7 protein-coding genes are annotated in these 13,231 nt (G+C 65.5%); all 7 read right to left on the bottom strand.

Annotation, left to right across the window (positions count from 1 at the left end):
* Window positions 1-1,012: 1,012 nt before the first annotated feature.
* The 7 genes from ACCQ10_RS06230 to ACCQ10_RS06200 all read right to left on the bottom strand — a co-directional run bounded on the left by ACCQ10_RS06230 (window position 1,013) and on the right by ACCQ10_RS06200 (window position 13,188).
* Entirely contained in the window at window positions 1,013-1,738 is a 726-nt protein-coding gene (locus ACCQ10_RS06230) for an AraC family transcriptional regulator (protein ID WP_039413302.1), read from the bottom strand.
* A gap of 123 nt (window positions 1,739-1,861) precedes the next feature.
* Window positions 1,862-2,341, bottom strand: coding sequence for a hypothetical protein (locus ACCQ10_RS06225; RefSeq protein WP_372362519.1), 480 nt, complete (start codon window positions 2,339-2,341; stop codon window positions 1,862-1,864).
* 372 nt (window positions 2,342-2,713) lie between these two features.
* Entirely contained in the window at window positions 2,714-4,834 is a 2,121-nt protein-coding gene (locus tag ACCQ10_RS06220; RefSeq protein WP_372362518.1) for a prolyl oligopeptidase family serine peptidase, read from the bottom strand.
* A gap of 146 nt (window positions 4,835-4,980) precedes the next feature.
* Entirely contained in the window at window positions 4,981-5,826 is an 846-nt protein-coding gene (locus ACCQ10_RS06215) for a transporter (RefSeq protein WP_372362517.1), read from the bottom strand.
* Window positions 5,827-6,358: 532 nt separating this feature from the next.
* The gene (locus tag ACCQ10_RS06210; RefSeq protein ID WP_372362516.1) at window positions 6,359-8,329 is read right to left on the bottom strand and encodes an OPT family oligopeptide transporter; all 1,971 of its coding nucleotides are present in this window, start codon (window positions 8,327-8,329) and stop codon (window positions 6,359-6,361) included.
* A 436-nt stretch (window positions 8,330-8,765) separates the two neighbouring features.
* Window positions 8,766-9,584, bottom strand: a complete 819-nt coding sequence (locus tag ACCQ10_RS06205; protein WP_372362515.1) for an HDOD domain-containing protein — start codon at window positions 9,582-9,584, stop codon at window positions 8,766-8,768.
* Window positions 9,585-9,936: 352 nt separating this feature from the next.
* Window positions 9,937-13,188, bottom strand: coding sequence for an error-prone DNA polymerase (locus tag ACCQ10_RS06200; RefSeq protein WP_372362514.1), 3,252 nt, complete (start codon window positions 13,186-13,188; stop codon window positions 9,937-9,939).
* Window positions 13,189-13,231 lie beyond the last annotated feature (43 nt).

The raw sequence follows: 13,231 nt of genomic DNA, 5'->3' as shown, positions 1-13,231 counted from the left end.
CCGCGGAGTGCTACCTCTGCATTTTGCTGCAGAGCCCTTGCCCGCCCACCATCGCGGGACACGCTGCAAGTACGTCCCTGTAAGCTCCGTGGCGGCATCCATGCCGCCAAGGGTCCCGCGACGGTGGGCGGGCAAGGACCAGTGGAGATGGTCGATGCGCGGTGTGTAGTTGATGCGCAGCGCTTTGATAAGCGATCGGCAAGGCGCGTGGCGTGGCTTCTTCGCTCTTCAACAAAACCATCAGCCAACTGTCCGGTGCGGTGCTTTCGTCCTTCAACGCCGTCGCCAGCACACTGTCTGGTGCGGTGCCCTCGCCGATTGCGGGACCGTGTGGCGGCATGGATGCCGCTACCGAGCCTACAGGGACGTACTTGCGGCGTGTCCCGCAAGCGGTGAGGGCACCGCGCCCTCGACCGACTCAGCGTTTGACTGAACCAGCAAGACCAGAACGCCGATGCTGATCGCCATAAGGTACGTTGACAGCGCGGAAGATCAGCTGCGGAGTGCCACCTCTGCATTTTGCTGCAGGGCCCTTGCCCGCCCACCATCGCAGGACACGCTGCAAGTACGTCCCTGTAAGCTCCGTGGCGGCATCCATGCCGCCAAGGGTCCCGCGACGGTGGGCGGGCAAGGACCAGTGGAGATGGTCGATGCGCGGTGTGTAGTTGATGCGCAGCGCTTTGATAAGCGATCGGCAAGGCGCGTGGCGTCGCTTCTTCGCTCTTCAACAAAACCATCAGCCAACTGTCCGGTGAGGTGCTTTCGTCCTTCAACGACGTCGCCAGCACACTGTCTGGTGCGGTGCCCTCGCCGATTGCGGGACCGTGTGGCGGCATGGATGCCGCCAGCGAGCCTCCACGGACGGATTCACGGCGTGTCCCGCAAGCGGTGAGGGCACCGCGCCCTCGACCGACTCAGCGTTTGACTGACTGAACCTTGGAACGGGATGCTGTTTCTGTCGTGTCTCTAGCTGCGCACACGCTATAGCGGAGCAGTCGTGTGGTCTGCAGCTCTACACCGCTTCGACAGCAAACCGTTGCGCATTCGCCAGCGCACGATACTCGCGCGGCGTCATGCCCACGGCTTGCTTGAATTGCCGCGCAAAGGCGCTTTGATCGCTGAAGCCGCAGGCGTGGCCGATTTCGGTCAGGCTCTTGTCGCCGTGCAGCAGATGCATGGCCATCTGCAGCCGCAACTTGGCCAATACCTGCTGCGGAGTGAGCTGGAACACCTTGCGGAACGAGCGTTGCAGCTTGGACATCGAAAACCCGGTGATTTCCACCAGCGCCTGCATGCGCACGTTCTGCGCGTAGTTGGCGTTGAGGTAGGCCAGTGCGAGCCGCAATTTTTCGTACTGCGACTCGTGCCCGTCCTGCGGACCGAGATCGCGTGAGATGCCGATGATGCCCTGCACCTTGCCATCCACCAGCAGCGGGCGTTTGCAGGTGAGACACCAACCCGGTTCGCGGTTGGCGAACAGGTGCAGCTCCAGCAGGTTGTCGATCACCTCGCCGGCCAGCACCTGCTCATCCTGGTTGGCGTAGTTGGCACCCAGGCCGCTCGGGTACACCTCGGCCACGCGCTTTCCGATCAGCTCCTTGCGCGATTTCAGGCCAAGCCGCCGCAGCATGGTCTGGTTGACGTGGGTATAGCGGCCCTCGCGATCCTTGACGAAGAACAGCACGTCCGGCACGGCATCGAACAACGCTTCCAGATCGGCAGGATCGATGCTCTTCATGCAGGACGGTGGGCTCGTGAGCAGGAAAGACGCGGCGGCAAGAAAACGACGCGGCCATCTCGGCGAACAGCATCGCCGCGCCGCTTCATGATACGCCGCGCAGGCCGCACGGCTTGCAGGAGGTCAGCGCGGCTCTTCGGCCACGGTGGCCGTGGCTGCAGCGGGAGCGGCCTTGGCGGTGTCGAGCGAAGCACTGGTCGCGCCCAGACGATCGGCCGGCATGCGCCGTGCCGCCCAGCTCTGCACCACGGCCGCACCTGAGTGCGACCCCACCTGCACGCGCAGACGCGCACCGGCAGCCGGTGCCACAAATTCGATTTCGCAGTCGCCCGCCGCCATGCAGCTGTCGGCTGCAAGCGGATCCACCGGCTGCCAGCCCTGTTCGGCAATTGCCTGCGAGAACGCGCGGTAGTTCATGCCCGACTTCAGTGTTGCCGGCAGCGGCACCAGCAGCTCGCTGTCTGCCGCCTCCGCTGCGGCCACGGGCGCCGCAGGTGCCGGCACACGCGCAGGTGCGCCAGCTGCCGTCCGCGGCGCGGCGCTCCAGGCAGGGCTGAAGATCAGGGCGAGGCCCAGCAGGGCGGGACGGGCGAACGTGCGCATACGGAAGATCCTTGCGATCCTGCAGGGACTGGGAAAGTTAAAGAAGCGCTATTTTGACACGTCGACATGACGCCGGGGCGATGATGTCCGTATGCAATCAGCCGCCGTTTCGTCATGACACGGTTTGGCGCGCCCGCAAGCACACTCGACAGCGCTTGTCTCGGCGTAACGTGTGTGACCGCAAGCGAACCCGACAGCAATGCAGCTGTAGCAGCGATCGCTGCATGCTGCGGACCGACCGCGGCGCACGCAGCCGCATGTGTCGCGGTTGCGTGCGCACACGTGTCGCGCTGCTGTTTGTAAACCACGTTGCAGCGTGCCCATCGATGCAGACCGGCACGCCGCATCGCGCGGCGTGCCGGCATCGCCGGCTTATTGCCCGATGTGCTGCTTCAACCAGCCGTTGACGGTGTCGTGCCACAGGATGCTGTTGTCCGGCTTGAGCACCCAGTGGTTTTCGTCCGGGAAATACAGGAACTTGGAGTCGATACCCTTGCGCTGCAGCGCGGTGAACGCGGCCAGCCCCTGTTCGACCGGGATGCGGAAATCCTGCTGGCCGTGGATGACCAGCATCGGCACCTTCCACTTGTCCACGTGCAGCACCGGGTTGAACTTTTCGTAGCCGGCTGGGTTCTGCCACGGCGTGCCGCCGTTTTCCCATTCGCTGAACCATAGTTCCTCGGTGGCGTAGCCCATGGTGCGGTTGTCGAACACACCGTCGTGGTCGACCAGGCACTTCCACGGCTGGTTCCAGTTGCCTGCCATCCAGTAAACCATGTAGCCGCCATAGCTGGCGCCCAATGCGCAGGCCTTGTCACCGTTGAGGAAGCCGTACTGTTTCTGCGCAGCCGCCCAGCCCTTTTGCAGGTCTTCCAGCGGGCGGTCGCCCCAATGCTGGCTGATCGCATCGGTGAATTCCTGGCCATAGCCGGTGGAGCCGTGGAAGTCGATCATCACCACCGCGTAGCCCTGGCCGGCGTAGGTCTGCGGATTCCAGCGGTTGCTCCAACCATTGCCGAAGCTGCCCTGCGGCCCGCCGTGGATCAGGAACGCCACCGGATAGGTCTTGCCTTCCTGATAGTTGTACGGCTTGACCACGTAGCCGTAGACGGTGTCGTTGTTCCAGCCCTTGAACTGGAACTGCTCGTAGTCGCCGAACTGCACGTCGGGCAGCTGCTCTCCGGCGCTCTGACTGATCGCACGCAGACCCTGGCCCTGCAGGTCGCTCACGAAGATTTGGTCGCCGCTCTTGAGCGAGTTGCGGGTAAACGCCAGCGTGGTTCCGGCCAGCGTCGGTGCGTGCACCGCGCCCTCGCCGACCAGCTTGGTCGTAGTGCCGGTGGCGAGGTCGATCTTGAACAACGGGTGCTCGCCGAGCTCGTCGGCGCTGGTGTACACGCTGGTACCGTCCTCGCTCAAGACGATCTCACCGGCGGAGCGATCCCACTTCGGCGCAATCTCGCGCGTCTTGCCGCTGGCCACGTCCATCGCCATCAGGCCGAAGCGATCGGCCTCGAACCCCGGGCGCTTCATGGCGCGGTAGTACAGCGTCTTGCCGTCGGCGCTGAACACCGGGCCGGCGTCCCAGGCCGGATTGGCCGCGGTGAGGTTGACCGGTGCAGACTTGCCCCTGGCATCCAGGCGATACAGATCGAAGTTGGTCTGCCACGGCTCGTCGTTGCCGGTGGGCCTGGCGCCGGCCTTGGCGTTCTTGCCCGCTTCCGGGCCATGCGGCTGCGGGATGCGCACGCTGGCCACCACGGTGCTGCCATCGGGCGACCAGGTGTAGTCGTCGTTGCCGCCAAACGGCTTGGAGGGCGCGTCGCCGGCCAGCGTGGCACTGATGGCCGACGCCCCGACCACGGCCTTGCCGCCCGCCGCTGGCAGGTCGGCCACGAACAAGGTATTGCGGCGGCCATCGTTCCAGGTGTCCCAATGCCGCACGAACAGCTGGTCGTACACCACGCCGCTGGCTTTGCTGTTCTTCAGCTCGCCCAGCCGCTTCTTGGTGCAGCCCAGGTCCGAACCGCAGTCCTGGAACACGCCCGCACTGAAGACGATGCGCTTGCCCTCGGGCGAGAGCTTGTAGCTGTCCACATCCACCGCAAAGGCGGTGAGTTGCTGCGGGGTACCGCCGGCCATCGGCTGCGCATAGAGCTGCTGGCTGCCGGACTTGCTGCTGAGGAAGTACACCGTCTTGCCATCGGGCGACAACGCCGGGCTGTTGACGTTCCAGCCTTCCGGGGTCAGCCGCTTGGGTGGCGCCAGATCGCGCGTGCGCAGATTGCGCACCCACAGGCTGGTGGCCGGCTTGCCATTGCTGGTCTTGGCCTGGCGTTTGGCGAACAGCACGCTACCGCCATCGGGCGTGAGCGTGGGCGAGGACACCCGGTCCAGCGCCACCATGTCGCGTACATCGAAACCGCGCGCGGCGGCAAGGTCTGGCAAGGCGGCCAGCAAACACAAGGGCAATACGGCGTGACGCAGCTTCATCGATAATTCCCGCAACGGCAAAACGCCGATGGTAGGCGTTGCTGCGGCGCACGCGCAAAGGCAGGACGTCATGCAGCGTGAAGTGGCGCGGCACGCCGTCGTGCGCATTGCCCATGCCGCCTATGGGCGGCACGGGCGGCAGCGCATCAGAAGCGGTGCGACATGCCCACATACACCTGCGCGTCCGGGGTGCGGTCGTTGAGGCCGAAGTTGGCGCCCACGTCCAGCTGCAACAGCGGGTTGAGCAGATACGCCGCGGCGATGTCGGCCGAATACTGTTCGACCGTCTGTGCAGGATCCCGGTTGATCGAGGACCACACCTCCACCGCCATCGACAGCTTCGGCGTGAGCGGGTGGGCCAGGTTGATCGCATTGATCACCGCGATGTGCTTGCCGCTGCCATCGCTGTCGGCCAACCAGTCGAGCTCCGGGCCGAAGGTCAACGAGAAGCTGTTGGGCAACGCAAAGTTGATCGGCAGAGCGACGCCGCCTTCCCACTCGTCGTTGCCCAGACCGGTGCGGGCGGTCGGCGCCTTGACGAACGGCAGGACCGCCACGGTGGCGGTGTCGCTTTCGTAGAAACGCGCCTTCATGCGCAGATAGATGTCGCCACCGCCGCTCAGGCTGCTGCGCGCGCCGGTGGCGCGGTCGGTGGTCTTGACCTGCAGCTGTGGTGCCCAGTTGAGCTGCAGATCGATGCGGTCGCTGACGCCGTACTTGAGCGTGGGATTGGTAAACACCGAGGTTTCGATGCGTGTGCCGGGCTGGCTGTCGCGGGTGTAACTGCCGATATCGGTTTCCAGCTGCCAGGCGCCGGTCGGCACGGTACAGGTGGAATTGGCCTTGGTCGGCCGATCGGTGCAGAGCGCCGCTTCGGCGGCGTCTTGCGCCTGCGCTTGAATGGCCAGGCCGCACAGCATGCCGGCCACGGCGATGGTCAGCAGCGAGATGCGGGGTGCGCGGGAAGAAGAACCGGAAATAACAGTCGGCATTGCAGTAACTCCATGGCAGAGCGCTGGGCCAAGACACAACAGGCCAGCAGTGAGTGGGGGGAATGCGCGTGGAGAGGTGGATCGACCAGACGCCCAAACGGCGACGCCTGGTCGATCCTATCGAACTGTCGAGCTCGCCAGACAAAAAGCGGCCGCAACCGTGCCTTGGAAGGAGCGCAGTGTGATTGGGCTAACGTTTTTGTCGGCAGCAGCGGCGGCGCGATGGCCTATGGCGCGGAGATCAGCGGGGCCGATCCAGGCTTGTGGCAGTGGTGGCGCATCATCCGTGCGGTAGACGGCACGATACGCAGCGGCGGCATAAAGGCGCTATGCATGAGCGCTGGACCCGGCATAAAGTCGGCGCAAAGACAGGCCGCAGACGACGAGGTGCCGTCAGGGACGGTCGATGGAGTTTGCAGCGGCGGTGCGTGGGGATGATGCAGATGATGGCAGCGACATCCGCTGCGGGCAGGTCGCGTTTCGCGCCTGCCAGGACGGCGCATGCATCGCATGCGCCGTGTCTGTCGCAGGCTCAGGCGGCCTGTTCGCCGCGCTTGCCGACGCGGTACAGCAGCCAGCCAACCAGGGCGAGAATGGCCAGGCCGATCCATTGATTGAGCTGCAGGGCGGCCGGCAGTGCCAGCACATCGGCACGGCTGGACAGCACGATCGGCACGGCAATGGCGATGCCCATCAGCGCCTCGCCGGTAATCAGGCCGGCGGCGAACAGCACGCCCGGACGATGCACGCGGTCGCGGCCATCTTCGTCGTCGGCGCGAATGTTGTGGAAGCGCTCCACCAGGTGCGCGATCAGGCCACCGATGAAGATCGGCACCATCAGTTCCAGCGGCAGGTAGATACCGATGGCCGCCGCCAGCACCGGCACGCGGAAGCGCTTGCCGGTGGCCTTCAACCATTCGTCCAGCGCGATGATCGCCGCACCGACGCCGGCGCCGATTGCGATCATGGTCCACGGCAACTGGCCGCCGAACAGTCCCTTGGCCACCGAGGCCATCAAGGTGGCTTGGGGCGCGCCCAGCGAATTGGGATGTTGCGGCGTGGCCGGGCCGATGCCATACGCCTGGGCCAGCAGATTCAACACTGGCGCCATGATCAACGCACACGAGAACGCACCGATGCCCAGCATCAACTGCTGCTTCCACGGCGTGGCACCAACCAGATAGCCGGCCTTGAGATCCTGCAGGTTGTCACCGCCCACCGCCGCCGCGCAGCACACCACCGCACCGATCATGATGGCCGCCACCGCGCCTAACGGCGCAGCGCCGATGCCCACCGGCACCAGGCCGCTCTTGCCCAGCAGCAGCACCAGCACCGCCGATGCGAACAGGATGGTGGAGATGGTGATGCCGGAAACCGGGTTGTTGGACGAGCCGATCAACCCGGCCAGGTAGCCGGACACCGACACGAACAGAAAGCCGGCCACGATCATGATGATGGTCATCGGGATCGACACGTGCCATTGCTGCACGATGGCCTGGTACAGACCCAGCAGCGGCAGCGTGCACAGCACCAGCGCCACCAGCATCCACTTCATCGGCAGGTCGCGCTCGGTCTCGGCGACCACGCCGCCACTGCTCTTGCGCGCGGCCGCAAAGCCGCTCTTGATGCCGGAAAACAGCGACTTGCGCAGCGAGAACAGCGTCCACACGCCGCCGATCAGCATCGCACCGACACCGAGGTAGCGGATCTTCGCGCCCCAGATGCCGAACGCCGCATCGGCGGCCGGCGCACCGACCAGGCTCTGCGCCAGCGCCGGATCGCTGCCCATGAAGAACTGCTGATACAGCGGGATCGCGATATGCCAGGACAGGATCGAGCCGGACAGCACCACGATGCCGACATTCAAACCGACGATATAGCCCACGCCCAGCAGCGCCGGCGACAGGTTGGTACCGATATAGCCGACCAGGCGGCTGCTGCCCAGGTAAGTGGCCTGCGCCCAGGTGTCCGGGATCACGCGCAGGCCGCTGGCCGCACCGAGCTTGACCAGCGCGCCGATGGCGCCGGAAGCGGCCAGGATCTTCAGGCCCGGGCCGGGATTTTCGCCGGCCTTGAGTACCTCCGCGGCAGCCTTGCCCTCGGGAAACGGCAGCGGGTCTTCGACGATCATCGAGCGCCGCAGCGGCACCGAGAACAGCACGCCCAGCAGCCCGCCCATGCCGGCGATGCCCAGCACCCACCAGTATTTGAAGTCCGGCCAGTAGCCCATGATCACCAGCGCCGGGATGGTGAAGATCACCCCGGCGGCGATCGACGAACCAGCCGAGGCGCCGGTCTGGACGATGTTGTTTTCCAGGATGGTGCCGCCGCCGAGCAGGCGCAGCACGCCCATCGACACCACCGCTGCGGGAATGGCGGTGGCTATGGTCAGGCCGGCGAACAGGCCGAGATAGGCGTTGGCGGCCGAAAGCACCACCGCCAGCACGATGGCCAGCACGACGGCGCGGAAAGTGAGCTGGCGCGGCTGCGCGTCATGGCGCATTGGGCGTTCCCCTGTAGGCAAAAAATCCGCACCACGCTAGCGCCTGCGCGGGGTTCCGTCCAGCTGCGGCGCGGCGTGACAGTGTGCGTGCTGTGGCGGGTGGCTTGGTCGGAAGCCAACATGTGCACCCGGCTGCATGGGTGGCGATCTTTCGAATGGCCGCGACACCCGGCGCAGTGACCCTTTCGCGGACACAGATACGTTTCGAAACATGTTCAAGCGCTTGATGGAAGCGCGCACCGCCCGGCACCTGCTGCTGCGGCGCGTTTGCGAGGCGAGCGTTACGGCGCCCGTCTGCCTCTCGCAGCGTGCGCCTGAAACGATGGCCGGCTCAGGACCACGAGCCTCGATACCCGCGCCACCCATGCAAGACGTAAAGGCCTGCGTATTTGCGCCGCTGCGCCTGGAATGACGCCGCGGCGCGTGCGATTACGTGTCAGTGCAGCAACTCGGCAAACGCGCGGTCGGCTTCGATGACCTCAGGCAGCGCGGCGAACAACGCGTCCAGATCCACGCCGTCCATCAGCGGGCCACGTACCGCCTGCAGTGCCGCCGCAGGGTCGCCGCCATGGGCATGCAGGGCGTCGGAGACCTGCACGGCCTGGGCGACCAGCAAGGGCATGCGCGCGCCGTCGGGTGCGGCCGCGGGGCGGACCTGGTAGGCAATGGCTTCCTGGATCACCACCGGCAACTGCCAGCGACGCACCAGCTCGGCGCCCACTTCCGGGTAGCCGAAGCCCAGTTGCAGCGTCTCTTCGGCGGCATGGCCGGCCGACGAGGTGTCGTGGTTAATGCGGCTGGCGTAATCCGGGGCGCCGGACTGGATCAGCAGCTCGCCGATGTTGTGCATCATGCCGCAGGTAAAGGCGGTTTCCGGGTCCAGGCCGTGCTGGCGCGCCAGCAGGCGGCAGATGCCGGCCACTTCGAAACTGTGCCGCCAGAATGCCTTGAGGTCGAAGCCCGGGCCGGCGCGGAAGGCGCCAGTCATCGCCGAGGCCAGCACCAGGGTGCGCAGCGTATTGAAGCCCAGGCGCATCGCGGCGTCTTCCACGCTGGTGGAATCGCGCAAGCCGTGAAAGCGCGCCGAATTGGCCAGCCGCAGCACCTTGGCGGCGATCACCGGATCGCGCTCGATGCTGCGCGCCAATGTATCGATATCGGTCTGCGGATCGTCGAATTGACGGATCAGGTCCTGCGCCACCTTGGGTACCGTGGGCAAGGTATGCAACTGCTCGAACAGCGCCTCCAACTTCATGATCGCCTCGTGGGTGAAGGGATAAGCCAGCGCGGCCGCGCCAGCCTGCATGGTGTAGCACAGACCGGTTGGCTGTCGGTGACCGACGCAGGGCAGTATTCATGCGCGTCTGGGTTTCGTGGTGCACAACGCCTGCGTGGACGGGCCTCAGGCGGGTCTTCGCCGATAGCGACCTCGACAACTCCGCCCTGCCCGGCGTCGCTCGGCGCCTGTGATACCGGCGATGCGCGGGTGATCGGCACCACAGGTGGTCACCCACCCTGCATTGCAGTACACGAATGAAGGCATCCGGGCAGGAGTATCGACGCGATGGAGTGTTGCGCTGCCGATACCTGCTGCACGCGGGCAGCGCTCAATGGAAATCGCGCGAGGGCAGCTGCATCTCGCCGAGCAGGTTGCTGAGGTCGTGCAGGTCGCCGGCGATGAGGTGCTCCACGCCGTCCACGCGTTCCCAGCGGCCGCGCACCGCGAGCAGGCGCGACTCCAGCAGCGCGCGGCGGCGGCGCAGCGCCAGATGCGACCAGACGATGACGTTGATCATGCCGTGCTCGTCTTCCAGGGTGACGAAGATGGTGCCCTTGGCGGTAGCCGGGCGCTGACGCTGGGTGACCAGGCCGGCCACATGCACGCCGCTGCCGTGGCGGCGTCCCTGCAATTCGCGCAGGCCCAGGATGCGTCGCTGGCGCATCTGCGGGCGCAGCAGCGCCATCGGGTGCTGGCGCAGGCTCAGGCCGACCGCGCGGTAGTCGGCCAGGATTTCTTCGCCCGCGCGCGGCGCTTCGAACTCCACCGGGCGTTCTTCCGGGCTGTCCGGCAGCAACGGCCGCCGCGCTTCCACGCCGGCCATGGCCCAGCGCGCGGCGTTGCGATTGCCCACCAGGCCCTGCAGGGCGCCGGCTTCGGCCAGGGCCAGGCGCGCTTTTTCGTCGAGTGCCGCGCGCAGGCACAGGTCGCCGATGTCGGCGAAAACCCGTTGCGTGCGTGCAGCGACGATGCGATGTGCCACCACTTCCGATAACCCGGCAACTTGCCGCATGCCCAGCCGGATCGCCGGTTGTTCGCCCGGGTCGGCGTCGCTGCGCCACGGCCGGCCACCGACCAGGGTGTTGTCCCAGTCGCTGTGCAACACGTCCACCGGCAGCACCTCCACGCGTTCGCGCTCCGGGCTGCCACGGCGCGCGTCCTGCACGATCTGGCTGGCCGAATAAAAGCCCATCGGCTGCGAATTGAGCAGCCCGCAGGCGAAGGCCGCCGGTTCGTGGCGTTTGAGCCAGCAGCTGGCATAGACGAGTTTGGCGAACGAGGCGGCGTGGCTTTGCGGAAACCCGTAGGAGCCGAAGCCCTTGATCTGTTCGAAGATCTGGTCGATGAAGGTGGAGGCGTAGCCTCTGTTCTGCATGCGCTCGCGCACGCGCATGCGATGTTGTTCCATGTCGCCGCCGCGCCGCCAGGCCGCCATGGAGCGGCGCAGATTGTCCGCTTCGCTTTCGGTGTACTCGGCGGCATGCATCAGCAGTTCCATCACCTGCTCCTGGAACAACGGCACGCCCAGCGTGGGTTTGAGGATGTCTTCCACTTCCGCCGATGGATAGTTCACTTCCTCGCGACCCTGTCGCCTGCGCAGATACGGGTGCACCATGTCGCCCTGGATCGGCCCGGGACGCACGATCGCCACTTCGATCACCAGGTCGTAGAACACCGCAGGTTTGAGCCGCGGCAGCATCGCCATCTGCGCGCGCGACTCGATCTGAAACACGCCCACCGTATCGGCGCGCTGGATCATCTTGTAGGTTGGGAGATCGTCACCCGGAAGCGTGGCAATGCTGTAGTCGCGCCCGCGGTGACCGCGCACCAACTCCAGCGTCTTGCGGATGCAGGTGAGCATGCCCAAGGCCAGGCAATCGACCTTGAGCAGTTTCATGGTTTCCAGATCGTCCTTGTCCCACTGGATGATGGTGCGATCGGCCATGGCGGCGTTTTCCACCGGCACCAGCAGCGATAGCGGTTCGTCGGAGATGACGAAGCCGCCGACATGCTGGGAGAGATGCCGTGGGTGATCGCGCAGTTGCTCGGTCACTGCAAGGATCTTGTTGATCAACGGATTGGCCAGATCGAACCCGGCTTCTTCGATGCGCTGTTCCATCGGCGTTTCACCATTGCCCCAGCCGTAGCAATTGGCCAGCAGCGCGATCTGGTCCGGCGGCAGGCCGAAGGCCTTGGCCACGTCGCGTACTGCACTCTTGCCGCGATAGCAGATCACCGTTGCCGCCAGCGCCGCACGTTCGCGACCGTACTTGCTGTAGACGTACTGCAGCACTTCCTCGCGGCGTTCGTGTTCGAAATCCACGTCGATGTCTGGCGGCTCATCGCGTTTTTCGGAGAGAAAGCGCGCCATCAACAAACGCGTCTCGTCCGGATTGACTGCGGTGATGCCCAGCGCATAACACACCGCCGAATTGGCCGATGAGCCACGGCCCTGGCAAAGAATTTTTTTCTCGCGCGCGAAGCGCACCACATCGTGCACGGTGAGGAAGAACGCTTCGTACTTCTTGAACGCAATCAGCGCCAGCTCTTTTTCGATGTCCTCGCGCACCTTTGCCGAGATGCCGCCCGGCCAGTGCTTGCGGATACCGGCTTCGGTGAGCTGACGTAGATAACTGGTTGGCGTATGCCCTTCCGGCACCAGTTCTTTAGGGTAGGTGTAGCTGATCTTGGAAATATCGAAGGTGCAGCGTTGCGCCACCTCCACCGTGGCCTGCAACAGTGCATCCGGGTAGATATTGCCCAACGCACGCCGCGTACGCAGATGGCGCTCGCCATTGCGAAACAGATGCGCGCCGCACTCGGCCAGTGGCAGGGTGTGGCGGATGGCGGTCAGGGTGTCCTGCACGATGCGCTCGCGGCGTTGCGCCATATGCACATCGCCGCTGGCCAAGGCGGTCATGCCCAATTGCTGGGCAAGCGATTGCAGCGCCTGCAGGCGTGCGGCATCGTCCTGTTCACGATGCAGTTCAACCGCCAGAAACGTACGCTCGCCAAACACCTGTTGCAGCCAGGCGCCCTGCTCTGCCTGCGGCTGCGCGCCAGGCAACCATAGTGCAAACACACTTGGTACAGCGTCGCGAAACTGCGCTTCCACTTCGGCACGTCCCAGCCGATACGCGCCCTTGCTTGCGGCACGCCGCGCGCTGGTGATCAGCGCGCACAACTGCGGATAGCCCTGCACGTTTTCCACCAGCAGCACGAAGCGGGTGCCATCGACGAGGGTGAATTCGCTGCCGACGATCAACCGCACGCCCGTGGCGCGCGACGCTTCCAGGCCACGCACGATGCCGGCCAGCGAGCATTCGTCGGTGATGGCCAAGGCGCTATAGCCGCAGTGTTGCGCGCGCACGAACAGCTGCTCTGCGCTGGAGGCGCCACGCAGGAACGAGAAATCCGACAGGCAATGCAGCTCGGCATACGCGGGCAAGCCATCGGCGACCTGCGCATGGGTGATGTCGTCGTTGGCCGCGCGCAGCCGCGCCGCCACGTTCCAGGCGCGCGGCATGCGCCCGCCGGGGGTGTCGCGGTCCACGCCATCGACGGCGTCATCCCAGCTCATGCACGGAGGCCTTCAACTGCGTGCTGCGCCCTGCAGATTTCCA

The sequence above is a fragment of the Xanthomonas sp. NCPPB 1325 genome, from assembly GCF_041477645.2.
Taxonomy (GTDB): domain Bacteria; phylum Pseudomonadota; class Gammaproteobacteria; order Xanthomonadales; family Xanthomonadaceae; genus Xanthomonas; species Xanthomonas cannabis.
The sequence above is the reverse complement of the archived record's forward strand: the minus strand, read 5'-3'. Positions and strand labels throughout refer to the sequence as shown.

Excerpts from the sequence above, each read along its gene's own strand:
- ACCQ10_RS06215 (WP_372362517.1), bottom strand. The coding sequence starts at position 5,826 with ATGCCGACTGTTATTTCCGGTTCTTCTTCCCGCGCACCCCGCATCTCG.
- ACCQ10_RS06200 (WP_372362514.1), bottom strand. The coding sequence starts at position 13,188 with ATGAGCTGGGATGACGCCGTCGATGGCGTGGACCGCGACACCCCCGGC.
- ACCQ10_RS06225 (WP_372362519.1), bottom strand. The coding sequence starts at position 2,341 with ATGCGCACGTTCGCCCGTCCCGCCCTGCTGGGCCTCGCCCTGATCTTC.
- ACCQ10_RS06220 (WP_372362518.1), bottom strand. The coding sequence starts at position 4,834 with ATGAAGCTGCGTCACGCCGTATTGCCCTTGTGTTTGCTGGCCGCCTTG.
- ACCQ10_RS06230 (WP_039413302.1), bottom strand. The coding sequence starts at position 1,738 with ATGAAGAGCATCGATCCTGCCGATCTGGAAGCGTTGTTCGATGCCGTG.
- ACCQ10_RS06210 (WP_372362516.1), bottom strand. The coding sequence starts at position 8,329 with ATGCGCCATGACGCGCAGCCGCGCCAGCTCACTTTCCGCGCCGTCGTG.
- ACCQ10_RS06205 (WP_372362515.1), bottom strand. The coding sequence starts at position 9,584 with ATGAAGTTGGAGGCGCTGTTCGAGCAGTTGCATACCTTGCCCACGGTA.